This is a genomic window from Spirillospora sp. NPDC048819 (assembly GCF_040650055.1).
Taxonomy (GTDB): domain Bacteria; phylum Actinomycetota; class Actinomycetes; order Streptosporangiales; family Streptosporangiaceae; genus Spirillospora.
Map to the genome: position 1 here is coordinate 37,349 of NZ_JBEZGN010000037.1, position 23,351 is coordinate 60,699.

The window sequence follows — 23,351 nt, forward strand, 5'->3', positions numbered from 1 at the left end:
CGTGCGCACACGGACCGAGAAAGGCGACAATGAAGGCGTTGGAGGGACACAAGTCCGCCCCGCCTCCCCGGTCGAAGGGTGCCCATCCCATGACTGATCAGCCACGTCCCCATTGGGCTGCACGTCTTGAAGCCGAACGCCGTGCCCGCGGATGGGGTCCGTTCAAGGCGGCCCGCCGTCTCTACGCGGCCGCCGGCATCGACCACCCCGACCTGAGCCAGGTCAAGAACCTCTCCCGGCAGATCAACCGCCACGAGAAAGGAGAGGTCTTCCCTGCCGACTGGGGCTCCGCCTACGCCACCGCGTTCGGAATGGAGGAAAAGGACCTCTTCGGGCAGGGATCGACCGATCACCCGATGGGTACCGTAGACCCAAGCCCTATTCCCGACGATGGGGACGACGACGTGAAACGCCGCGCCGCACTCCAACTGCTCGCAGCCCTCGGCGCCGGAACGGCCGTCCCGCCGGGAACCCTGGAAGAAATCCTCTCCAGCATCGACCGCGCGACCGGCCAGACCGCCGATCTGGCCGAATGGGAGCGTGCCGTCCATGAGTACGGCCAAAAGATCATGGTTCGGCCGACCGGGGCGCTAATCGGCGATTTGACGGCCGACATCATCGCCGTGGGACAACTGCTCGAACAAGTTCGTGCCCCGCAGGAGCAGGCCGGACTACTCCGCGTCAGCGCGGGACTGTCAGGCCTCTTGGCGATCGAGTTGGGCGATGCCGGTGAAGAACGTTCCGCCCGGATAACGTGGGTCGCCGCCCGCCGCGCCGCCGACGCGTCTGGCGATCGTGACCTGCAAGTATGGACGCGCGGCAGAGCGGCGCAGGACGCGTTCTGGGCGCGACGGCCATGTCAGGTTGTCGACGCTCTGACGGATGAAGCCATTGCCATCGCTGGTGGCGTGCCGTCTGCCGGGTTGGCCCGCGCGCACGTTGCACGCGCATATGTCGCGGCAGACCGGGGTGACAAAGGCCAGGCCCGCGCCTCGCTGGACAACGTCAAGGGCACGCTCGACTACCTGCCGCACCGGACCGAGCAGACAGTCCTGGAATTCCGTGAGAGTCAGATGCGGTGGGCTGAGTCCTATGTGTTCAGCCAGCTGGGTGACAACCAGGTGGACGAGACGCTCGCGCAAGCTACGGCTCTCTACCCGCGAACCGCCCAGGGGCCGATTATGAACCTGAACGTGATGAGAGCGATGGCACTCGTGAAGGCCAGGGAGATCAACGCTGGCCTTCAAAGTGCTGTGGCCACCCTGCATAACCGACCGGAAGCCGTGACCGCCGGTACCAGGCACCTCGCGGGCCAGATGCTCTCCGCGCTCCCCGACCAGGCGCGGGCGCTTCCGGCGGCCCGGGAACTGCGCGTCCTCACGTCCGCCACCTGAATGACCGTGCGGAGCGCTCGTCAGCAGCCTAGGCGGGGAGCGTGAACGACAGGTTCGCGGCGGAGTGGTGGTGGATTCGCTGGCGGCCGTTGTGGATGCGCATGCGGAAGGACTCGGGGCCGGGACGATCCGCTTGCCGCCACGCTTCCCAGACGGTCTCAACGGCGTCCCACAGCCGTAGCGGACCGGCTTGCTGGACGCGCCACTCCCCGTCGTCCGGTGCGAGGGTGGCGGCGGAGCCAGATGTGACGTCTGTGACGTGCATGGCATCCCCGGCCGTCACGACTTGCGCGTTGGGGACGGCGAGCTGGGCGAGGAACCGTCCGAAGAAGCCCTCCTCCGTCGCCTCGTCGAGGCGTTCCGGGCTATGCCGGACGGGACGGGCCTCAGCATCGCGTGTGAGAGCCGCCCAATGCGCAGGGTTTCCTGGTTCCGGACGTTCCTGAACACGCGCAGCCATGAAGGAGATGGTGCCGGGCAACAGCGGGCCTTCGGCAGTGCCATCGCCGTGGACGGTCAGCCGCACACGCGCGTACCCGTACAACCAGCCGGACAGGGTGGTGAGTATCTTGCCGCCGGGTCGCGTCTGGGCCAGCCAAGCATGCGGGACGGTGCGCACAGAACAGGCCGCGACGATCCGGTCGTACGAGGCGCACGGCCAGTACCCGTACAGCCCGTCGGCCACCGCGAGGTCAGGCGCGTAACCGCATCCGTAGAGAGCGGAAGCAGCCTGGCTCAGGCGGTGACCGTCGACTTCCACGGACGTGAGGTTGCCGCTGTCTCCGAGCCTCTCGCAGGCGAGGGCGGTCGAATAGCCGGTGCCGGTCCCGATCTCCAGAACGTCCTGGCCGTCCTCAAGCTCCGCATCGGCCCACATGCGTAGGACCAGGGATGGCAGCGTGGAGGACGAGGAAGGGGCGCCACCGACCCGAGGAACGGGCCGGCCCCAGTCGGGCTCGTCGCCATCGAACTGAGTGATCAGCGTGGTGTCGGTGTAGACCGCCTTGAGACAGCGTTCCCGGTCGATGGCCTCGGTGACCGGTTCCCAGACGGTCAGCGCGTCATCGGACCGCTTGCCGGAGTCGGCGTAGAAACCCGGAACGAATCGGTGCCGGGGGACGGACTCCACTGCGCGCCGCCACGCCGGGTCGTCCACCACTAGTTTCTCGGCAAGCTCGGCCCGCAGCCGCTCGGCGTCTGGGAGCGGAATCGACATGGTCTCATCTTCTCTCAAGGAGAGCGGCGAAGGCGTCCGCGATGCTGTCGGACTCGGGCAGGAAGCCCCATTGTCCATTGGGGTTGCATTCGATGAAGGTCAGCTCTTCTGTAGTGGCGTCGACGGCGAAGTCGAAGCACCCGAATTCCAAGCCGAACCGGTCGAGGTAGGCGCAGAGCCGCGTCACGAACTGCTCGGGCAGGACGATCGGGTGTACTCCAGCCGGTCCCAGTCACCGGACCGCCAATCCAGGAGCGGAGCCGGTGTTCGGATACGGAAGGCGAACACGCCGCGGCCGACCACGGTGACCCGCACATCAGCGGTCTTCTCGACCTCCGCCTGGAACAGATGCGCGGTAACGGACACGCTCTCGTCCAACTCGGCGGCCCTGACCCGCTGAGTCCAGATCACCCCCGTCTCTCCGTCCGAGGGCGGTACTCCTCGAAATGACTTGTAGACGACGGTGCCGTACTCGTCCACGAAGCGCCGTGCCGCTGCCAAATCGTTCGTGATCAAGGTTGGCGGGATGGTGAAGCCCAGCTCTGCGGCGGCCCGAAGCTGGGACGGCTTGTACTCGGCGCGCGCGTTCGCCAGAGGAGCGTTCACATGCGGTACAGGGAGATCGTTGAGGAGACCGGCCAGCCCGTGGCGTGCCTCGGCGGTCGCGAAGGCGCGGATGCGTCTCTCCAGGTCGTCGAATCGCCAGACCCCTGGCCGCCGGTGATACACCGAACGCACGCGGTCGAGGTCGAGGTGGCGGGTCCCGGTGCGCAGCGGGCCGGCCCATCCGCCATCACCGCCCTCGATCCTGGCCGCGAAGGTGAGCCCGTCGCGGATATCGGCCGGATCGAGGCGGACCACGGGGATGTCGCGCCGGTTCAAGGCGGTGATGACGAGGTCCGCGGTCACGTCTTCCAGACTGGTGACGACCAGCACCGGTTCGTCCGTCATCCGTTTCAGTCCGACTCGTAGTCGGTGGTGGAATCATCCACGGCCTGATGAACCTGGGGACTGTTCCCGTCCCCGCCGCCGGACTTGGTGCTGGTGCTCGTCTGCCTGTTGGTTCCATGCTTGCCCATGTCGATCACTTGGCCCCGCTCGTCCAGGTAGCGGCCCGTCTGCGTGACCGGGTCCAGCGTCACCCGGTCATAGCGACGCGGTGCCTCCGGCAGCCGAGCGGTCATCCTCGTCCAGCCCCACGGGGTCCCCTGCGAGTTGCGAGTGTCGTCGCGCACTGCTGCTCCTTGATCAGGCACGTCGTTCGTAACCTATTGAAACCAGACGCCTACGCGCCGGTGAGGTGACAAGGGGGACGTGAAACGGACACGACTTCCTCGCCACGACGGCTTCAGGCATTTGGTGTGCGTCGCACAGGCAACCCAACTGCCCCAGGCAGGTCGCCTCGTCCAACTGGGTATGGATCGACCGATCAGCCGGTGGGTACAGTGAACGCGAGCCCTATTTCCTCCACCGTTTTCGGCGGGTGCGCGCCGGTGCGCCGGGCCTCGGTGTTGCCGACCGGACGGCCGGCGCGGGAGTGCTGCTCATGAGACCGGACGACACCCCCCACGGGTTCACCGGCGATGCCTATGTCGCCCGGCAGAGTTGGCGAGTCAATCTGCCGGTCCTGGTGGCCCTCGGTGCTGTGGACGTGTTCTTCCTCTATCGGACGATTCGGTATCCCGAGCCCGGCCTGGTCGCTCTGCTGGCGGTGTTCGGCGCGGTGACCGCACTTGCAGCCTTTTTCATCACGAGGTCGATACTTCGCAGGGAGGTGTCGTTCGCGGTGGACTCCGGTGGCGTCTACTTCGGTCCGACCCGCCGCAGTTCTCAAACAGCGCTGGTCCCCTGGTCGTGGATCGACTGCATCGTGACCTTCGATCTGATCGTCCGCCGGAGAGACGGCCAAAGGATGCGCCGCCGTTGCGTGGGGGTCGAGCTCAACGACACAGGCATCACCGAACGGATGGGCAGTCGGCCCAGGCCACCGGACGCGCCGCCGCCGACGGCGGCGGAGCAGAAGTTCTTTGAGGCGGCCCTGGCTCCCTGGCTTCCCCACGCGCTCGCCGAGCCGTCGCTGGTTTCGCGACCGATCGAGGGCTGGCGGCTGAACATGGAAAGCCTGGCCGAGGCGGTCATGCGCTACGCGCCCGACAAACCGATCGAGCGCCGCCCCACCCGCCGGTGAGCCGGGCGTCGCACGCCTTGCGCTGACCGCCTGGGAGGTCCACCAGAATCTCCAGCGCTTCTGGCGGCACTGATCAGCGGGCGCATAGGACCGGAATCCCCAGGCCAGGGAATGGTGATCACGGGTGCGCTCGGCGACCGCTGCGGGAGGTCACGCCTTCCATGGCGTGGTAGTGGAGGAAATTCAGTCAAATATCTGTTCTACGTTCAGACTGCTTCCAAGCGGAAAGCCTGAGGGGAACGCACGGCAGCGGACTCGTCTGATCAGGACGTCGACAAGGAACTCGGTGATGGTTCCTTCATAATGCCAGTAGTCCGGTTCCGATGCGACCACGATGGTCCATTCATCGGGATGGCCCTGTGTCAGCCAACAGCATAGGCTCCCATCCTCGGGCATGCCCCAGGACATTAGCCCCCCGGCATCCGGGTAGATCGGAAAAGGAACGTCGTCCGCCGCCAGCGGTGTCATCTCCTCCCTTCCCGCTACCTCGTTCGGAGTGTAGGTGTATAGGCGGGTCGCCTCAAACTCTCTTACAAAGCGGCTTTGTGTGGTTGCGTGATGGAGCAGATTTTCAAGGCGGTACACATTGCGGGGAGAATCCGGTGTCGCCGGATGCAGGACGGGAAGCCACTTGTCGAAGAACAGTAGAGGATAGCGATCCGCCAGCTCCTTATAGTCACTCGGCAGATCCGTCCCCAGCCGATGTCTCACCAGTTGCCAGTCTACGGCCGGCGGATCGGCGAGCGGCGGTCCGATCTTCTCCTCAAGAAGAGCAGGGATCGTCATAAATAGCCGATGCTCCCTCATTGTTGGTATTGATTACACAGGCATCCAAGAAGAAGCCCTTTGAACCTCGCGCGACGATATTAATCTTGTTGGGCAGGCCACGGATATGGGGATGGTGGTCACGGCTGTGCTCGATGATGGCTATCGTTGGTTACGCCATTCACATCTTAAACACGGCTCGCGTGGTTGTGGAGGGCGTTGAGTTGGAGGCGTAGGGCTAGGCGAGTTTGGGGGGACGATAGGTCTAGCGGGGTTACCTCGGTCATTCGTCGCAGGCGGTAGCGGAGGGTGTTGGGGTGGACGTCCAGGGCCTGGGCTGTGCCCTTTGGGTCGCCGTAGTGGTCGAGCCAGGCGGCGAGGGTCGGGAGGAACGCCGTGCCGTGGGTGTCGTCGTGGGTGCGTAGGGCGGGGAGGGGGCCTCCGAGCAGGCCGGATTCGGTTCCCATGGCCTTGCGGGCGCGTTCGACCACTACGGCGTCCCAGGCGTCCTCCAGCAGGATCAGGCTGTGGGTGAGTCGGCCTGACGTGACGAGGGCGGCCAGTTCGGCGGCTTCGGCTCGGGAGCGGGGGAGTGAGGAGGGGGCGGTGCCAGCCGGAGCGGTGGGTGATCGCGTCCCACAGGTCGAGGTGCTGCCGGATGCACGGTGTCGTCGCCGGTTCCCCCGATCGCGCGCCAGGCGCGTCGACAGCATCAACTGATTCTCCTGTCGGATACGCGAGATAGTTTGAAATGTCTTCAACCTGCCTGATCAGGTCGCTTATGTGGCGGGCGTAAATGTGACGCAAAGTCCAAGACATCGCCGCCACATGGAATCATCCTGGGATTGACGATGGAAGGCATCGACACGAGGCCGGATTGTGGACTATTTCAGGGATCGTGTGGGCGCGACGAGGACTTCGCACCACGATTTCCATTCCCGGAACCATCGAACACGACCCCTATGGCGTTGGTTGTCCAGGAGGTGGCTCGCTGAGTTCCTGGCACCGGCTCGACCCGGCCCGATGAAGGTGAAGCCGTCGTGAAGACCTCTGGCAGGTCACAGCACGACACAAGCCCCATCGACGAGAGTCCGGCCGAGCGCACCATACGCAACTTCCTGGAGCTCCTGCAGGGCTTCCGGGTCGCGGTCACCGGGGTTCAGGTGTTCTTCGCCTTCCTGCTGACCGTCCCGTTCGCCCCGGGATACGACCGGGTCACCGCCCTGGGCCAGTGGCTGTTCTATGTCGCGCTCATCAGCGCCGCCGTGGCCTCGATCTTCTTCATCACCCCCGTGGCCCAGCACCGGATCCTGTTCCGCCGAGGCTGCAAGGAGACGCTTGTGCGGCGGTCGAACCTGTACGGCATCGTCGGGACGCTGGCCCTGGCGGTATCGATGACCACCGCGACGATGGCGGTGGTCGACTACCTGTTCAACGGCCCGCTCGCGCTCATCACCGCCACCGGCATGGCCCTCCTCGCCGGCTGGCTCTGGTTCGGCCAACCGATGCTCACCCGGATTCGGGGGGCGCTGTCCGTTCCCCGCGATGAGGCCCGGGTGGACGGGAGCGTGGTGGACGAGAGCGTGGGCCCAGACTCTGGTCAAGGCTGATCACCTCACCACTACGCCGGCTCAACAGAACCACGACAGTCGGCGCCGCCACCGTTTGCGGGATTCGGCGGCTTCGGCGCCGCTCAGCACGTGCAGAGCTTGCCGTCCGCCGTCCCCGGCAACACCATCACCGCTCCGGTCGCCTTGACCAGTGCCGGACCTGGCACTGGTGTGGCGGCCCCGGCCGCCGGAAAGCCCCCCGTCGACCGTGTGGAGATGACCGATCCCCAAGCGCAGGATCACCGGGCGCGGGATCACAGGGAACGACAAGCCGACCAAACCTTCCGCTTCCGAACTCTGCATGCCATAAACACCCAGCTTGAATGCCATCAGCTTTCCGAATCGATGCGCGGCTACCTTTCATTCGCCGCCGACACATTTCACTTTGACGAATATTCCTGAGGCTGGGCTGAAGCATCCTGAAACCCCCTTCAGGGTGACTCATTCCGGGAATTTTCAACTGGCAAGAGGCGTTCCGGGCCGGGCGGTGGCGGACGGCGACCGGGCGAGCCAGGACAGGTGACAAAGTGGGACGTCGTACGGACCGCAGAGTCGCTAGTCCGGGGTTTGGAGGGCGTTGAGTTGGAGGCGTAGGGCTAGGCGGGTTTGGGGGGACGACAGGTCTAGCGGGGTCACCTCGGCCATTCTGCGTAGGCGGTAACGGAGGGTGTTGGGGTGGACGTCCAGGGCCTGGGCCGTGCCCTTCGGGTCGCCGTAGTGGTCGAGCCAGGCGGCGAGGGTCGGGAGGAACGCCGTGCCGTGGGTGTCGTCGTGGGTGCGTAGGGCGGGGAGGGGGCCGCCGAGCAGGCCGGATTCGGTTCCCATGGCCTTGCGGGCGCGTTCGACCACGACGGCGTCCCAGGCTTCCTCCAGCAGGATCAGGCCGGGGGTGAGTCGGCCCGACGTGACGAGGGCGGCCAGTTCGGCGGCTTCTGCTCGGGAGCGGGGGAGTTCGGTGTGGGAGTTCGCGGGGCCGCCCGCCGTCGCGTACAGGTCGGGGTCGTGTGTGCGGACCTGGGGGAGGACGTGGCGCAGCCAGGGCATCGACCCGGCGTCGGTCGCGCGGGGGTGGTCGGTCAGGACGGCGCAGAGGGCGTCGTCGAGGTCGACGAGGAGGGGGCGGTGCCAGCCGAAGCGGTGGGTGATCGCGTCCCACAGGTCGAGGTGCTGCCGGATGTCTTCGGGTTCGCCGAGGGTTCCGAGGGTCACCACGCGCCATGGCGGGGTGGGGGCGGTGACCTCGGCGCCGTCGCGGAGTGCGGCGCGGAGCTGGTCGTCCGACACCCGGCGGGCCACTCCGGCTTCGGCGCGCAGGCGCAGGAGGTGCAGGGCCAGGACGGACGCGAGGTCGGTGAGGCGCTGGACGCGGTCCGGCGGGATCGGTGTGCGGGCCACCACCCAGATCGAGCCGAGCCATTCGCCGCCGGCCCGGACGGGGATGACGAGGCGGGGCAGCATGCCGTCCGGGCTCTCGGGGACGAGGACGGGGTCGCTGGATCGGGCCAGTCTGCGGAAGACGCCGGAGGCGCGGAGGTGGGCGATGACCTGGGGCGGCACGCGGCGTCCCACGATGGTGGAGACGCGGGCCGGGTCGGTGGTGTCCTGGCGGCCCGAGTAGGCGAGGACGCGTGAGCGGGCGTCCTCGATGGTCACCGGCGCGTCGGCGATCTCGGCGGCGGTGTCGGCCAGGGCGTACAGGTCGTTGTGGACGCCCTGCGCGCCGGGCGGCCCGGGGAGGGGCGCGTAGGCGCGGTCGATGGCGCCGCGGACGAGCCAGACGACGTGCGTCCAGGACGTGTCGGGCTGGAGTTCGATGAGCGCCGGCCGCAGGCGGCGGGCGGCGGCGGTGACCTCGGGGGCGTCGGCGAGGGGCGCCTTCAGGACGACGCCGTCCGCGCCCGCCGCGTCGGCCCGTTCGAGGAGGGCGACGGCGGCGGCCGGGCCGGTCACGCCGACGCCGAGGACGACCTCGCCCGGCTGCCCGGCCGGTTCGCCCGGCTCGGCCAGGACGACGTCGTGCACCTGCGCGTCGCGGCCGTCCTCGACCATCCGGAGCAGCCCCGGGCCCAGGGATTCGACAAGGTCGCTCAAGCTGATCATCCGGCGCCCCCCTCGTCCGAGGTTTGTGCTCTTCACACTATGTGGACCGGCTCGATTGGCCGAACGCGACAGAGACTCCGTTCTCGCGGCGGGCGACCATCGAGGTGTCGTCAATCACAAGGAGATGAGCGGGCATGGCTCTCGACACGCGTCCGCGCAGCGTCGCCGTCGTGGGCGCCGGGATGGTCGGTCTGTCCACCGCCTGGTTCCTGCAAGAGCACGGCGCCGACGTCACCGTTTTCGACCGCCGGGACGTGGCCGCTGGGGCTTCCTGGGGCAACGCCGGCTGGCTGACCCCCGGCCTGGCGACCCCGCTTCCCGAGCCGGCCGTCCTCTCCTACGGCGTGCGCGCGGTGCTCAGCCCGTCGTCGCCGGTGTACGTCCCGCCGAGTGCCAGCCCGCGCCTGCTCAGGTTCCTCGCCGGGTTCGCCCGCAACAGCACGGCGGCCCGGTGGCGGCGCGCGATGGAGTCGCTGGTGCCGATCAACGGCCGGGCGCTGCCGAGCTTCGACGCGCTGATCGAGGGCGGCGTCAAGGCGGAGACGAACGACGCCGGGTCCTTCCTCGCCGCGTACCGGACGGCCGATGAGCGCCGCGTCCTGCTGGAGGAGATCGAGCACATCCGCGAGGCCGGGCAGACCCTGGAGTACGAGGTCCTCAGCGGGGACGAGGCGCGCGGGATCGAGCCCGCCCTGTCCGACGAGATCGGTGCGGCCGTCGTGCTGCGCGGGCAGCGTTTCATCAACCCCGGCGAGTTCGTGCACGCCCTCGCCGACTCCGTCCGCGACCGGGGCGGCAAGATCCGGGCGGGCGCGGACGTCAGCGACGTCCGCGACGAGCCCGGCGGCGTCGCCGTCCGCACGGCGGGCAACGACTCCGAGACGTTCGACACGGTGGTCATCGCGAGCGGCGTGTGGCTCGGCGACCTCGCCCGGCGGTTCGGCGTCCGCGCCCTCGTGCAGGCGGGCCGCGGCTACAGCTTCAGCGTGCCGGTGGACCGCGTCCCGGACGGCCCCGTGTACTTCCCGTCGCAGCGGGTGGCGTGCACGCCGCTGGGCGACCGGCTGCGCGTGGCCGGGATGATGGAGTTCCGCCGTCCCGAGGCGCCGCTCGACCCGCGCCGGGTCAAGGCGATCGTCGAGGCCGCCCGGCCCCTGCTGCGCGGCGCCGACCTGGACGACCGGCGGGACGAGTGGGTCGGGTCGCGCCCCTGCACCCGCGACGGCCTGCCCCTGATCGGCGCGACCCGGTCGCCGCGGGTCTTCGCCGCGGGCGGTCACGGCATGTGGGGCATCACGCTCGGCCCCGCCACCGGACGCCTCCTCGCCGACCAGATCGTCACCGGCGAGCGGCCACCGGAGCTGACCCCCTTCAGCCCGCTCCGCTGACGACCTGGGGGTTTGGGCTGTTCTGGCGCTTTCGTCCGGACGAAGGGGCCCGGCGCGCTAACGTCACGGGGTGATCTAGACCCGTGGCGGGAGGGACGCCGATGGACGAGGTGCGCACGGCCACAGCACCGCTGACCGCAGCACCGCTGACCACCGTGCCGCTGACCCGGGCGCAGCGCGTGCTGGCCGGGGTCGGCGGGCTGTTCTTCGCCGGGCTCGCCGGCCTGGGCGGCTACGGCTCGTTCGCCTCCGTCCGGGACGTCGCCGAACCGTGGTTCGGTGCCCAGGCGTGGATCGTCCCCGCCGGTGTCGACCTCGGCATCCTCGCCCTGGTCTCGGTCGCGCTGCTGCTGGAGTGGCTGGCCATGCCGATGCCGGCGCTGCGCTGGATGGCGTTCGCGTTCACCGGCGCCACGGTCTGGCTGAACGTGTCGGCCGCGCACGGCGACCCGACCGGCATGGTGATGCACGCCGCGATGCCGATCCTGTTCATCACGTTCATCGAGGCCGTCCGGCACGCCATCCGCCGCCGCGCCGGGATCGCCGCCGGGACCGTCCGCGAAGGCGTCCCGGTCGCCCGCTGGCTGCTCGCCCCGTTCTCGACGTTCCGGCTGTGGCGCCGCATGGTGCTGTGGCAGATCACCTCCTACCCGCAGGCCCTCGTCGCCGAGCAGCGCCGCCGCCACGCCCTGGCCCTCCTCGGCGACCACTACGGCCGCAAGTGGAAGACCGACGCCCCCGCCGACATCGTCTGGATGCTGTCCGACGGCGTCATGCTCGACCAGGCGTTCACCCGCGTGAGCGAACTCACGGCGCCGGAACCCGAGAAAGAGGACGTCCCGCCTCCCCGCCGTCCCCGGCAGCGCAAGGCGGCGCCGCGCAAACCGGCCCGGCAGCAGATCCCGCGCAGCGTCGCCACCGACAACGAGGCCCGCGCCCTGTCCATCATCGACGCCGAACCCGGCATCACCGGCGCCGAACTGGGACGCCGGCTCGACATCAGCTCCCGTCAGGGCCAGCGCCTCCTCAGCCGCCTGACCCGCCCCGCCCCGGCCTCGGCGACACGCGCGTCCTGAGCGTCACCTTTCCTTCTCCTGCATCGTCAATGCGGTGAACCCACGAGAAGGAGAGATCGTGAGCAAGCACGACTGGACCGCGATGTACGTGATGCACGACGCCCTGCGCAGGGAACTGGAGCATCTGGCCAAGGTCACCGCCGGGACGGACGACGACCCCCGCCGGCTCCTGGCCGTGGCCGTCGGCTGGGAGCTGTTCAAGAAGTCCCTGCACGTCCACCACACCGCCGAGGACGAGGCCCTCTGGCCGGTCATGCGCGAAACCCTCGCGGCCCGTCCCGACGACCTGGCCCTCCTGGACGCGATGGAGGCCGAGCACGCCGCCGTCGACCCGCTCATCGAGGCCATCGACCACGGCTCGGAACCGCTCGGCGACCTGGTGGACGCCCTGGCCGCCAACCTCACCGCCCACTTGAAGCACGAGGAGGACGAGGCGCTGCCGCTGATGGACGCGACCGTGACCTTCGAGCAGTTGCAGCATTTCGGCCAGGTCCACGCGACGGGAATCGGCCCGGACGCCCCGCGCATCTTCCCCTGGCTCCTGGACGGCGCGAGCGACGAGGTGACCGCGAAGATGCTCGGGGGACTGCCCGAACCGGTCCGCGCCACCTTCGAGAGCGACTGGCGGCCCGCCTACGACGCCCTCACCCGCTGGCCCGCCCCCTGACCGCACCCACCGGTGCGCCGGAGACGAGTGTGACGGTGCGGGTGGACCGCCGAAGCGGACACCACCCCACCCACACCGCCATGCTCATAAGCATTTCCCATTCACTCGCGCCACGTCAGCCATTTACGCCATTCTGGGCCGAATTTGTCACATGTTGATCATGTGGCCGGCGAGGCCGTGGACGGCCTCCTTCATGGCCTCGCCCAGCGTCGGGTGGGCGTGCACGTTGCGGGCGACCTCGTTGACGGTCAGGTCCCACTGCTGCGCCAGCGTCAGCTCCGGCAGCAGCTCGGTCACCTCGGGGCCGATCATGTGCGCGCCGAGGATCTCGCCGTACTTGGCGTCGCTGATCACCTTGACGAACCCGTCGCCCTCGCCCATGCCGAGCGCCTTGCCGTTCGCGCTGTAGGGGAACTTGGCGGTCTTGACGTCGTAGCCCCGCTCCTTCGCCTGCGCCTCCGTCCAGCCGAAGCTCGCGACCTGCGGCTGGCAGTACGTGGCGCGGGGGATCATCACGTACTCCAGCTCCATCGTCTCGGCGTCGGCGATGGTCTCGGCCGCGACGATGCCCATGGCCTCGGCGGCGTGCGCGAGCATGAGCTTCGCGGTCACGTCGCCGATGGCGTAGATGTGCGGGACGGACGTGCGGCAGCGGCCGTCCACGTCGATGGCGCCGCGCTCGGTGAGCTGCACGCCCGCCTTCTCCAGCCCGTAGCCCTCCACGTTCGGCTGGAACCCGATCGCCTGGAGCACCTTGTCGGTCTCGATGACCTGCTGGGCGCCGTCCTTGCCGGTGACGGTGACCTTCACCTTGTCGCCCGAATCGTCGATCGCGTCCACGCGGGTGGACGTCAGCACGTCCACGCCGAGCTTGCGGTACCGCTTGGCCAGCTCCTTGGACACGTCCGCGTCCTCGTTCGGGACCATCCGGTCGAGGAACTCGACGATCGTGACCTTCACCCCGTAGTTGTGCAGGATGTAGGCGAACTCGACGCCGATCGCGCCCGCGCCCGCGATGACGATGCTCTCGGGCAGCTCGGAGCTGAGGATCTGCTCCTCGTAGGTGACCACGCGCTCGGACAGCTCCGTGCCCGGCAGCAGCTTGGTGTGCGCGCCGGCCGCGATGATGCAGCTGCCGAACGTGACGGTCTCGCTGGAGCCGTCCGCCCGGTCGACCTGCAGCGTGTTCGGGTCGGTGAACATGCCCCGCCCGTCATAGGACGTGATCTTGTTCTTCTTCATCAGGAACTGGACGCCCTTGACGAGCTTGTCCGACACCTGGCGGCTGCGCTGGTGGGCGACGCCGTAGTCGAACGAGACCCGCCCCTCGACGTTGATGCCGAAGGTCTTCTGCTCCTGGGTGAAGATGTGCGCCAGTTCGGCGTTGCGCAGCAGCGCCTTCGAGGGGATGCAGCCGACGTTGAGGCAGACCCCGCCCCAGTACCGCTCCTCGATGATCGCCGTCTTCAGCCCGAGCTGTGCCGACCGGATCGCGGCGACATATCCACCCGGGCCCGCGCCCAGGACCACGACGTCAAAGTGTTCGCTCATATCCATGGACGATATTCGGCCCCGCCGGTACTCGCATCCCGGCGGCGCGGGGACGCGTTCCCGCCGGGGTGCCGTTCGTGAGGCGGATGTCACGTACTGTTAGTGTTTTGAGCGGCCTTCCGCTGGTCAGTGATCCCGGAAGGCGGGGCGGCGCGCGAGAGACGCGAGCCCCTGCGTCCCGGCCGTGGAGCCCGGTGGCGTCCTGGGAACGGCCCGTCGCGATCGATGGAACACCGATGGAACATCGAGCCCCTGCCCGGTCGTTGTCCCCGTCTTGAGCTGAGTGGAGGAGAAGACGAGTGCGCATCCCGAAGCGCGTCAACACCGTCCTGGACTGGATGGAGCAGCACTATCCCGCGCTCGGTGTGGTCGTCGCGCTGGTCATGGTCGCGCTGGTGGCGACGCTCACGCCGTCGTCGGTCGGCATCCCGGCCGCCTGCTTCATCCTGGGGCTCGCCGCCGGCGGCCTCGTCGTGCACGTGCGGTCGAGCCGCCGCGTGGCGCGGGTCCGCAACGAGGTGGACAACCTGCTGCGCGAGAACGGCGCGCTGCGGCACCGCAACAACATCCTGGCCAGCGGCGTGATAACCCGGGAGTCGCAGGAGACGCAGGCGCTCGTCTCGATCCCCGAGGACGACCTGCTCGACGAGAGCACCGCCACCCTCGACGAGCTGCTGGGCGGTGACCCGCAGACCACCGACGAACTCCCCGACGAACTCGGCGAACCCCAGGAACTCGACGAGGCCGGCGGCGACGGCGGGGACCGGCGCGACGACGATCCCCAGCGCACCACCGTCCTCACCCAGCTGCCGGACGATCTCCTGGGCGAGGACGCCGAGGACACGGCGAGGAACTTCCGCAGATCGTGACCGTCCAGCTCCCCTGAGTGACCGAAATCTGCTGACCGGCGTTAGCCTTACCGATCTTCGGGCAGATGGGGCTCGTGGGGACGCGGACGAACGCACACTCGGGGGACGACACGGGACGGGACGGTCCCGGCTCCGGTTCCGGTGGCGGTTCCGGTGTGGACCTGTCGAAGGACGAGGCCGATCCCGGCGCCGTCCGCAAGGCCGTCGTCGCGTCCGCGATCGGGAACTGCATCGAGTGGTTCGACTTCGGCGTGTTCAGCGCCGGGGTGATGACGGCGATCATCGGCGACGTGTTCTTCCCGGGCGGCGAGTCCGGGGCGACGCTGCGCTCGTTCGCGCTGATCGCGGCGGCGTTCATCGCCCGTCCGTTCGGCGGGCTGTTCTTCGGCCCGATGGGCGACAAGCTGGGCCGCAAACGGGTGCTGGCGACCACGATCCTGCTGATGTCGGGTTCCACGTTCCTGATCGGGATCCTGCCGGGCTACGACACGATCGGGATCGCCGCGCCGCTGCTCCTGCTCGGCGTCCGGCTGGTCCAGGGCTTCTCGACGGGCGGCGAGTACGGCGGCGCCGCCACGATGATCGCCGAGTACGCGCCGACGCACCGGCGCGGGTTCTTCGGCAGCTTCCTGGAACTCGGCACCCTGGTCGGCTACATCCTGGGGGCGGGGCTCGTCTTCGGCATGGATCTGCTGCTCAGCGAGGACGCGATGCACGGCTGGGGCTGGCGGATGCCGTTCCTGATTGCGCTGCCGCTCGGCATCGTCGGCCTCTACGTCCGGACGCGCATCGAGGACACCCCCACGTTCCAGCACATGGAGGAGCAGGGCAAGAAGTCCCAGTCGCCGCTGAAGGACACGCTGACGCACTACTGGCGCGTCATCCTGATGCTGATCGGGATCGTGTTCCTGCTGAACGTGGCGGACTACACGCTGCTGACGTTCATGCCGTCCTACCTCGTCGACTACCTGGACATGAACGACGACACGGCACAGTTCATCACCATCGCGGTCGAGGCGGCGATGATCACGGTGATCGTCCCGCTGGGCGCGCTGTCGGACCGGATCGGCCGCAAACCGCTGCTGACGACCGCGGCGGTCGGCTACATCCTGCTGGCGTGGCCGGCGTTCGCGCTCATGCAGACCGGCGACCCGCTGGGCGTGGCGGCCGGCTACACCATCGTCGGCGGCCTGCTCGTGCTGATCCTCGCGGTGATCGCCGCGACGTTCCCGGCGATGTTCCCGACCAGGGTGCGGTACGGGGCGTTCGCCATCGGCTACAACATCTCGACGTCGCTGTTCGGCGGGACGGCGGCGGTGCTGATCGGCTCGCTGATCGACGTGACGGGGTCCAACTACGTCCCGGCGTTCTACATCATGTTCGCCGCGCTGGTGGCGCTGATCCCGATCCTGAAGATCCGCGAGACGGCCGGGGTGCCGATCGAGGAGGCCGGGGAGGAACTCGCCCCCGAACCGGCGGGTTCCGGGGCGAGATAGCGCGCCCGTCAAAGGTGATTCGCCCCACGTCCGGCTCATGACCAGCGACGAAACCTCCGCCGTCCCGGGAGGGGCATGCCGGACGGGTGCGACTTGTGTGGCGTCACGGCAAAGAAGAGGTGAAGGCCATGGCTCGTTGCGATCAGTCGATCACCGTCTGTAGCGTCACCGTTGGCCGAAGGCGGCCCCTCCTGACCGACCGGCGATGAATCGGTGGTGTGCACGTGACCGAACAGCAGGAACAGCGGGAACAGCAGCAGTTGAGCCTTGGCACCGCGGCCGCGCGGAACCTCGCGACCACGACCAAGTCCGTCCCCCAGATGCAGGGCATCACCTCCCGATGGCTGCTGAAGCTGCTGCCCTGGGTCCAGGCGGCGGGCGGCGCGTACCGCGTCAACCGGCGGCTCACCTACACGCTCGGCGACGGGCGGGTCACGTTCGTGACCACCGGCGCCGACGTGCGGGTCATCCCGCGCGAACTGGGCGAGCTGCCGCCGCTGCGCGGGTACGACGACGACCTCACCCTGGACGCCATCGCCGGACGGTTCACCCAGCAGGAGTACGAGCCCGGCGACGTCATCGTCGAGCAGGGACGCCCCGTAGACCGGGTCATCCTCGTCGCGCACGGCAAGCTCAGCAGGATCGGCACCGGCGAGTTCGGCGCCGAGGCCGTCCACGGGACGCTCGCCAACGGCGACTTCTTCGGCGAGCAGGCCCTGCTCGGCACCGAGGAGGGCCAGTCCCCGGAAGAGTGGGCGTACACGGTCAAGGCCCTGACCGCCTGCACGATCCTCAGCATGAGCGAGGCCGACTTCCAGGAGACCCTCGGCCAGTCCTCGTCCCTGCAGGCCCACCTCGACGAATACCGCGCCAGCCCCCGGGAGGCGCACAACGAGCACGGCGAGGCCGCGATCGAGCTCGCCGCAGGGCACGCCGGCGAGCCCGTCCTGCCCGGCACGTTCGTCGACTACGAGGCCTCCCCCCGCGAGTACGAGCTGAGCGTCGCGCAGACCGTCCTGCGCGTCCACACCCGCGTCGCCGACCTCTACAACGAGCCGATGGACCAGGTCGAGCAGCAGCTCAGGCTGACCATCGAGGCGCTGCGCGAACGCCAGGAGAACGAGCTCGTCAACAACCGGGACTTCGGCCTCCTGCACAACGCCGACCTGTCGCAGCGCATCCACACGCGCGGCGGCCCGCCCACCCCCGACGACATGGACGACCTGCTCACCCTCGTCTGGAAGGACCCGGCGTTCTTCCTCGCCCACCCGAAGGCGATCGCCGCGTTCGGCCGCGAGTGCAGCGCCCGCGGCGTCTACCCCGACAGCGTCGACGTCGGCGGCCACAAGGTCCCCGCCTGGCGCGGCGTGCCGATCTTCCCGTGCAACAAGATCCCGGTCAGCCGGACCAGGACCAGCTCGATCCTGCTGATGCGCACCGGCGAGGCGGCGCAGGGCGTCATCGGGCTGCACCAGGTCGGCCTGCCGGACGAGTACCAGCCCGGCCTGTCCGTCCGGTACATGGGCATCGACGAGAAGGCCCTCATCTCCTACCTGGTGAGCGCCTACTACTCGGCCGCCGTCCTGGTCCCCGACGCGCTCGGGATGCTGGAGTCCGTCGAGATCGCCCACGGCGGTGCCGGGGCGTGACGGAGCCGCAGACTCCCGGCACGCGGTCGGCCCTCGATACGCGGGCCGCCCGCAACCTCGCGACGACGACCAAGTCCGTCCCGCAGATGCAGGGCATCACCCCGCGGTGGCTGCTGGCGCGGCTGCCGTGGGTGCGGGCGGACGCGGGCACCTACCGGGTGAACCGCCGGCTGACCTACCGGCTCGGCGACGGCCTGGTGACGTTCGTTAACGACGGTGCCGAGATCCGGGTGATCCCGCCGGAGCTGGCCGAGCTGCCGCCGCTGCGCGGCCTCGCCGGCTCCGGCGTCCTGGACGAACTCGCCGGGCGGTTCGAGCAGCGCGAGTACCGGCCCGGCGAGGCCATCGCGGAGGCGGGCCGTCCCGCCGACGCCGTCCACCTGGTCGCGCACGGCAAGGTCGCGGAGACCGGGCCGGGGGAGTACGACGCGGACGCCGAGATCGGCGTCCTCGACGGCGGCCGGTTCTTCGGCGACCGTGCGCTCCTCGGGACGGACGAACGATGGCCGCACACGTTCCGCGCGCTCACCCCCACCACCGTCCTGACGCTCACCAGGGAGGCGATCGAGGAGCTGACCGGCCGGTCCGATTCCCTTCGCACGCACCTGGAGGCGTACCGGAACACGCCCGCCCCGCCGCGGACCAAGAACGGCGAGGCGCCGATCGAACTGGCGTCCGGGCACGGCGGCGAGCCCGTCCTGCCCGGCACGTTCGCCGACTACGAGGCGTCGCCCCGCGAGTACGAGCTGAGCGTCACCCAGACGCTCCTGCGCGTCCACACCCGCGTCGCCGACATCTACAACGGGCCGATGAACCAGGTCGAGCAGCAGCTCAGGCTCACCGTGGAGGCGATCAGGGAACGGCAGGAGCACGAGCTGATCAACAACCGGGACTTCGGCCTGCTGCACAACGCCGACCCGCGGCAGCGCATCCAGACCCGCGGCGGCCCGCCCACGCCCGCCGACCTGGACGAACTGCTGGCGCGGCGCCGCAAGTCGCGGTTCTTCCTCGCCCACCCGAAGGCGATCGCCGCGTTCGGCCGCGAATGCACCCGCCGCGGCGTGTACCCGTCCGGCATGGACGTGGACGGCCCGGGGGGCGTCCGGCAGCGCGTGCAGGCGTGGCGCGGCGTCCCGATCCATCCCTGCGACAAGATCCCGGTCAGCCCGTCCGGGACCAGCTCGATCCTCGTGCTGCGCACCGGCGAGGACGACCAGGGCGTCATCGGGCTGCGCCGCACCGGGATGCCCGGTGAGGTCCGGCCGGGCCTGTCGGTCCGCTTCACCGGCATCGACGACCGCGCGGTCATGACCTACCTGGTCAGCGCCTACTACTCGGCCGCCGTGCTGGTCCCCGACGCCCTCGGCGTCCTGGAGAACGTCGAGATCGCCCGCTAGGGAACCGCCCGCCGAAGGAAAGGGACCATATGCCCGTCTGGGGAGACGACCCGGCGGTGCTCCGCTGCGACCACCGTCCACCAGCCCCCGCCCGCCACCAGTCAAAGGACGAGCTCCGCTCGAACGCCTCGTCGCCAGCCCCCACCCCTACCCCCACCCGCCACCAGTCAAAGGAGGAACCAGGGGGCCGTCCGGAGGCGGGCGATCGCCGGGCGGGCCGCGCCCGCCCGGCGGCCGAGGTGCTCGGCTGGAGCCGCCGCCTACTCCAGCCGGCCCTGCGCGACGCGGTCGAGACCCTCCCGGACGCGGCACGCGGCATCGCCGCGTACCACTTCGGCTGGAGCGACGAGCGGGGGCTGCCCGCCTCCGGCGCGGGCGGCAAGGCGATCCGTCCCGCGCTGGCGCTGCTGGCGGCGGAGGCGGTCGGCGGGACGGCCGCCGCCGCCCTTCCCGCGGCCGTCGCGATCGAGCTGGCGCACAACTTCTCACTCCTGCACGACGACGTGATGGACGGCGACCTCACCCGCAGGCACCGGCCGACCGCCTGGAGCGTCTTCGGCGCCAACGCCGCGATCCTGACCGGGGACGCGCTGCTCGCCGCCGCGTTCGAGGCGCTCGCCGCCGAACCGTCCCCGGTCGTCACCCGCGCCGTCCGGACCCTCAGCCGCGCCGTCCTCGACCTGATCGAGGGCCAGAGCGCCGACCTCGCCTTCGAGGAACGCGCCGACGTGACGCTCGACGAATGCCTGACCATGGCGGGCCGCAAGACCGGTGCGCTGCTGGGCGCCGCCTGCGCGCTGGGCGCGGCCTACGGCGGCGGCACCACCGGCCAGTGCGCCCACCTGCGCGCCTTCGGTGAACGGCTCGGCCTGGCCTTCCAGCTCGTGGACGACCTGCTCGGCATCTGGGGCGTCCCGGAGGTCACCGGCAAACCCGTCCACTCCGACCTGCACAGCCGCAAGAAGTCTCTGCCCGTGGTCGCCGCCCTCACCTCCGCCACCCCCGCCGGCGAGGAACTCGCCGCCCTCTACCTCCGCGACGACGCCCTCACCGGCGACGACCTCTCCCGCGCGGCCGCCCTCATCGACGCCGCCGGCGGCCGCACCTGGGCCGCCACCCAGGCCGCCGCCCTCCTCACCCAGGCCGTCACCGCCCTCGACGCCGCCGCCCCCGCCCCCGTCACCGCCGCCGAACTCCGCACCCTCGCCCGCCTCATCGCCCACCGGGACCATTGACACGCCCTACACCCCCGGCGTGCTCCCTCTGGACCCCGCCGCCCCACGACAACTCGACGCCCACCGGCCCACCGCACGACTCGGGGTGGGCGGACAGGGTGGTGTCATGCGGTGGAGGTCGCCCTCGTTATCGATCGTTTGTTCGAGTAGGGTGTCGTGGCGTGCAGGCGAACCCGGCGGGCAGGGCCCGCGAACATGTGCCGTTCCTGTGTCCCGCCGGGCATCGGCTGGAAGGGGGGCGCGTCCTCGTCGGCTGGTCGCCGTGCGTGTGCCCGCCCTGCGACGGGCGGGGCCGCGGCCTGCGCGGCCACCGGACCTACCTCTGCCTCGCCTGCAAGGACGAGCACGTCACGACCAAGTGCTACATGCCCCACCACGTCCCCGCGAAGGGCGCCGCCTACCGCTGGCCCTGACGCGCGCCGTCGCGTCAGACGCCGCGTTCCCGGGCGACCTGCGCGCGGACGGCCGGTACGACCTCCTCGGCGAAACGCTTGATCTGGGTCTCCTGGTCGCCCTCCGGCCAGAGGATGAACGTGTCCATGCCGGAGCCCACGGCGAGGTCGGTGACCTCGTCCACCCACTGGGACGCGGGGCCGCGCAGGAAGCCCTCCGACGCGCCGTCGGTGATCGTGCCGTTGATGTTGTAGAGCCTGCGGACGTCCGCCGGGTCGCGCCCGGCGGACGAGGCGGCCTCGTCGATGCGGGCGTGCAGGCCGGGCAGCCGGTCGGGGGTGGCCCAGGACGACGACGGGAGCCAGCCGTCGGCGGCGCGTCCCACCAGGGCGAGGCCGCGCGGGCCGCCGACACCGAGCCACAGCTCCATCGGGTGCGCCGGGACGGGCCCGGCCTTGGCGCCCCTGAGGTGGTAGTGGTCGCCCTCGAAGCGCAGGTTCCGCTCGCCGCTCCACACCTTCCGGACGACGGTGACGGCCTCCTCCAGCGCGTCGGCCGCCTCCCGCCGGCTCCGGACGGGGCCGCCGAACGCCTCGATCGCCTCCCCGAACCCGCCCGCGCCGAGGCCCAGTTCGGCGCGGCCGCCGCTCAGCGCGTCCAGGCTCGCGGCGGCCTTGGCCAGCACCGCCGGAGGACGCAGCGGCAGGTTCGCCACGTCGGGGAACACCCGGACCCGCTCGGTGACGGCCGCGATCATGCTCAGCAGCGTCCACGTGTCGACGTAGCGGCGCTGGTAGGGGTGGTCCTGCACGCCGATCAGGTCGAGTCCCGCGCGGTCGGCGGCGCGCGCCGTCTCCAGCAGCGGATCGTCGGCGTTCGGGACGAGGAAGTATCCGAATTCGAGTGGCCTGCCATAGTCGCCCATACCGCCGGGAACCCCGCCCCGCGCGCGCTTGTTCCCGAGCCTGGGTCTCTTGGTCAGCCCTTGATCTGCGTCCACGCCTGGGCCCAGCGGGAGTACTCGACGCACGTGTTGCCGCGGTCGTCGCCGCAGTCCTTCACCGGGGTCTTCCAGAACGCGAGGCGCTCGTAGAACTCGGGGTCGCCCACGTTGTAGGTCGAGCAGAAGCCCTTCTCGGTGTACTTGCACGCCTTGGGGTTGGCGGGCGCCTCACCGAACCACTGCGCGACCTCGGCCTGCACCTTCGGCTCCGTGATCCAGTTCATCCACTTGTACATGCAGGTGGGATGCCTGGCCTTCGACGAGATCATCCACGTGTCGGACCATCCGGTCGCGCCCTCCGACGGGATCGTCGTCGCGACCGGCGTCTTGTCGGCGAGCGCGAGGTTCGCGGTGACCTGCCACGCGGTGCCGGCGTAGTTGTAGCCGCTCTTGAACGACTGGAGTTCGTCCAGGTAGTTCGCCCAGTACTGGTTGACCATCGGGCGCTGCTGCTTCAGCAGGTCGACCGCGGCCTCGAACTGCTCCTCGTCCAGCTCGTACACGTCGGTGATGCCCAGGTCGGGGCGGTGCGCCTTGAGGTAGAGGGCGGCGTCGGCGATGTAGATGGGGGAGTCGTAGGCGACGACGTGCCCGGCGGCCGGGGAGTCCTTCTCCCACACCACCCCCCACGACGTGGGACGCTGCGAGATCTTGTCGGTGCGGTACATCAGCATGTTCGCGCCGTAGCCGTGCGGGACGCCGTACATCTGGCCGCCCACGGAGTTGTACGGCTGGTCCTTCAGGTACGGGGCGATGTCGCCGTAGTTGGTGAGCAGCCCGGTGTTGACCGGCGCGACCAGCCCGCCGTAGATGAGCCGCAGGCTCGCGTCGCCGGACGCGGACACGCCGTCGTACCGCCCGGTCTTCATGAGCGCGACCATCGAGTCGGACGTGTCGGCCACCTTCGTGTGGACCTTGCAGCCGGTGGCCTTCGTGAACGGGGTGACCCAGTCGACGTTCTTGTCGGTGGAGCCGTCCTCGGCGTACCCCGTCCAGGCGACGAGGTCGAGCCGGCCTTCGGGCTTGCCGAGTTGCTGCGGCATCGCGATGTCCGGCGGCGCGGCGCGTTCCCCGGAGCCGTCGCTGCATGCGCCGGTCAGCGCGGCGACCGTGGACAGCGCGCCCACGGCGAGTGCTGCCCGCGACCATCCGGGGCGGGACCGTCGGGGGCGCTTTTTCGTCGCGGGTGGAATACGAGCCATCACGGTGAGGCATCGTAGGGGCATTTCGGGCCGTCCGTGCGCACAAACCGTGATGATATGGAAACTGTCGACACACGGCGGCATACGGATCTAGGCTCTCCTCCGTCCCGCGCGGGCCCTCCGGCGCCGTGTGAATCCCCGTCCCCCGTCCC

The 23,351-nt window shown here is 69.6% G+C and carries 23 protein-coding genes; 12 read left to right on the forward strand and 11 right to left on the reverse strand.

What is annotated here, in order from left to right; genetic code table 11:
* The first annotated feature begins 89 nt into the window (after positions 1-89).
* Positions 90-1,394 carry an XRE family transcriptional regulator gene (locus tag AB0C35_RS36105; protein WP_358466204.1) on the forward strand — a complete coding sequence of 435 codons (1,305 nt, stop codon included), beginning with the start codon at positions 90-92 and terminating at the stop codon, positions 1,392-1,394.
* A gap of 28 nt (positions 1,395-1,422) precedes the next feature.
* Here AB0C35_RS36105 and tgmC read toward each other — a convergent pair whose 3' ends face one another.
* Genes tgmC through AB0C35_RS36125 form a run of 4 tightly spaced genes read right to left on the reverse strand, consistent with a single transcriptional unit; the run spans position 1,423 to position 3,845 of the window.
* A complete protein-coding gene (tgmC, locus tag AB0C35_RS36110) occupies positions 1,423-2,610 on the reverse strand; it encodes an ATP-grasp peptide maturase system methyltransferase (protein ID WP_358466206.1) in 1,188 nt (395 codons plus the stop codon).
* A gap of 4 nt (positions 2,611-2,614) precedes the next feature.
* Positions 2,615-2,797: a hypothetical protein gene (locus tag AB0C35_RS36115; protein WP_358466207.1), complete on the reverse strand. Its 183-nt coding sequence runs from the start codon at positions 2,795-2,797 to the stop codon at positions 2,615-2,617.
* The gene (locus AB0C35_RS36120) at positions 2,794-3,546 is read right to left on the reverse strand and encodes an MvdC/MvdD family ATP grasp protein (RefSeq protein ID WP_358466209.1); all 753 of its coding nucleotides are present in this window, start codon (positions 3,544-3,546) and stop codon (positions 2,794-2,796) included. The genes AB0C35_RS36115 and AB0C35_RS36120 overlap by 4 nt, the downstream gene beginning before the upstream one ends.
* 20 nt (positions 3,547-3,566) lie before the next feature.
* Positions 3,567-3,845 (reverse strand): putative ATP-grasp-modified RiPP, encoded by a 279-nt coding sequence (locus AB0C35_RS36125; RefSeq protein ID WP_358466211.1) that lies wholly within the window; start codon positions 3,843-3,845, stop codon positions 3,567-3,569.
* Between the two features lie 311 nt (positions 3,846-4,156).
* On the opposite strand from AB0C35_RS36125, the gene AB0C35_RS36130 reads away from it, so the two are divergent.
* Positions 4,157-4,798 (forward strand): hypothetical protein, encoded by a 642-nt coding sequence (locus AB0C35_RS36130; protein WP_358466213.1) that lies wholly within the window; start codon positions 4,157-4,159, stop codon positions 4,796-4,798.
* A 183-nt stretch (positions 4,799-4,981) separates the two neighbouring features.
* Here the strand turns inward: AB0C35_RS36130 and AB0C35_RS36135 are convergent, their stop codons facing one another.
* Entirely contained in the window at positions 4,982-5,584 is a 603-nt protein-coding gene (locus AB0C35_RS36135; protein WP_358466215.1) for a hypothetical protein, read from the reverse strand.
* A gap of 167 nt (positions 5,585-5,751) precedes the next feature.
* Positions 5,752-6,276 (reverse strand): helix-turn-helix domain-containing protein, encoded by a 525-nt coding sequence (locus AB0C35_RS36140; RefSeq protein WP_358466217.1) that lies wholly within the window; start codon positions 6,274-6,276, stop codon positions 5,752-5,754.
* A gap of 327 nt (positions 6,277-6,603) precedes the next feature.
* On the opposite strand from AB0C35_RS36140, the gene AB0C35_RS36145 reads away from it, so the two are divergent.
* Complete coding sequence (locus AB0C35_RS36145; RefSeq protein WP_358466219.1) at positions 6,604-7,173, forward strand: DUF6328 family protein; 570 nt, start codon at positions 6,604-6,606, stop codon at positions 7,171-7,173.
* A 21-nt stretch (positions 7,174-7,194) separates the two neighbouring features.
* Here the strand turns inward: AB0C35_RS36145 and AB0C35_RS36150 are convergent, their stop codons facing one another.
* Both AB0C35_RS36150 and AB0C35_RS36155 read right to left on the reverse strand, forming a co-directional pair.
* Positions 7,195-7,503, reverse strand: coding sequence for a hypothetical protein (locus tag AB0C35_RS36150; RefSeq protein WP_358466221.1), 309 nt, complete (start codon positions 7,501-7,503; stop codon positions 7,195-7,197).
* 225 nt (positions 7,504-7,728) lie between these two features.
* On the reverse strand, positions 7,729-9,273 hold the full coding sequence (locus AB0C35_RS36155) for a helix-turn-helix domain-containing protein (RefSeq protein ID WP_358466223.1): 1,545 nt from the start codon (positions 9,271-9,273) through the stop codon (positions 7,729-7,731).
* 134 nt (positions 9,274-9,407) lie between these two features.
* On the opposite strand from AB0C35_RS36155, the gene AB0C35_RS36160 reads away from it, so the two are divergent.
* From AB0C35_RS36160 to AB0C35_RS36170, 3 genes are all read left to right on the forward strand, one after another.
* Positions 9,408-10,661: an FAD-dependent oxidoreductase gene (locus tag AB0C35_RS36160; RefSeq protein ID WP_358466225.1), complete on the forward strand. Its 1,254-nt coding sequence runs from the start codon at positions 9,408-9,410 to the stop codon at positions 10,659-10,661.
* Between the two features lie 101 nt (positions 10,662-10,762).
* Complete coding sequence (locus AB0C35_RS36165) at positions 10,763-11,737, forward strand: DUF2637 domain-containing protein (RefSeq protein ID WP_358466227.1); 975 nt, start codon at positions 10,763-10,765, stop codon at positions 11,735-11,737.
* Between the two features lie 58 nt (positions 11,738-11,795).
* A complete protein-coding gene (locus AB0C35_RS36170) occupies positions 11,796-12,404 on the forward strand; it encodes a hemerythrin domain-containing protein (protein WP_358466229.1) in 609 nt (202 codons plus the stop codon).
* 147 nt (positions 12,405-12,551) lie between these two features.
* On the opposite strand, the gene lpdA is transcribed toward AB0C35_RS36170, so the two are convergent.
* Complete coding sequence (lpdA, locus tag AB0C35_RS36175; protein WP_358466230.1) at positions 12,552-13,955, reverse strand: dihydrolipoyl dehydrogenase; 1,404 nt, start codon at positions 13,953-13,955, stop codon at positions 12,552-12,554.
* Positions 13,956-14,254: 299 nt separating this feature from the next.
* Here lpdA and AB0C35_RS36180 point away from each other — a divergent pair, with 299 nt between their 5' ends.
* From AB0C35_RS36180 to AB0C35_RS36205, 6 genes are all read left to right on the forward strand, one after another.
* Positions 14,255-14,824 (forward strand): hypothetical protein, encoded by a 570-nt coding sequence (locus AB0C35_RS36180; protein ID WP_358466232.1) that lies wholly within the window; start codon positions 14,255-14,257, stop codon positions 14,822-14,824.
* A 65-nt stretch (positions 14,825-14,889) separates the two neighbouring features.
* Entirely contained in the window at positions 14,890-16,320 is a 1,431-nt protein-coding gene (locus tag AB0C35_RS36185; RefSeq protein ID WP_358466234.1) for an MFS transporter, read from the forward strand.
* Between the two features lie 224 nt (positions 16,321-16,544).
* A complete protein-coding gene (locus AB0C35_RS36190; protein WP_358466236.1) occupies positions 16,545-17,969 on the forward strand; it encodes a family 2B encapsulin nanocompartment shell protein in 1,425 nt (474 codons plus the stop codon).
* Positions 17,966-19,366: a family 2B encapsulin nanocompartment shell protein gene (locus tag AB0C35_RS36195; RefSeq protein ID WP_358466238.1), complete on the forward strand. Its 1,401-nt coding sequence runs from the start codon at positions 17,966-17,968 to the stop codon at positions 19,364-19,366. The genes AB0C35_RS36190 and AB0C35_RS36195 overlap by 4 nt, the downstream gene beginning before the upstream one ends.
* A gap of 29 nt (positions 19,367-19,395) precedes the next feature.
* The gene (locus tag AB0C35_RS36200; protein ID WP_358466240.1) at positions 19,396-20,601 is read left to right on the forward strand and encodes a family 2 encapsulin nanocompartment cargo protein polyprenyl transferase; all 1,206 of its coding nucleotides are present in this window, start codon (positions 19,396-19,398) and stop codon (positions 20,599-20,601) included.
* A gap of 161 nt (positions 20,602-20,762) precedes the next feature.
* Positions 20,763-21,014: a hypothetical protein gene (locus tag AB0C35_RS36205; protein ID WP_358466242.1), complete on the forward strand. Its 252-nt coding sequence runs from the start codon at positions 20,763-20,765 to the stop codon at positions 21,012-21,014.
* A 14-nt stretch (positions 21,015-21,028) separates the two neighbouring features.
* Here AB0C35_RS36205 and AB0C35_RS36210 read toward each other — a convergent pair whose 3' ends face one another.
* On the reverse strand, positions 21,029-21,994 hold the full coding sequence (locus tag AB0C35_RS36210) for an LLM class flavin-dependent oxidoreductase (protein WP_358466244.1): 966 nt from the start codon (positions 21,992-21,994) through the stop codon (positions 21,029-21,031).
* Positions 21,973-23,124: an ABC transporter substrate-binding protein gene (locus AB0C35_RS36215; protein WP_358466246.1), complete on the reverse strand. Its 1,152-nt coding sequence runs from the start codon at positions 23,122-23,124 to the stop codon at positions 21,973-21,975. The genes AB0C35_RS36210 and AB0C35_RS36215 overlap by 22 nt, the downstream gene beginning before the upstream one ends.
* Positions 23,125-23,351 lie beyond the last annotated feature (227 nt).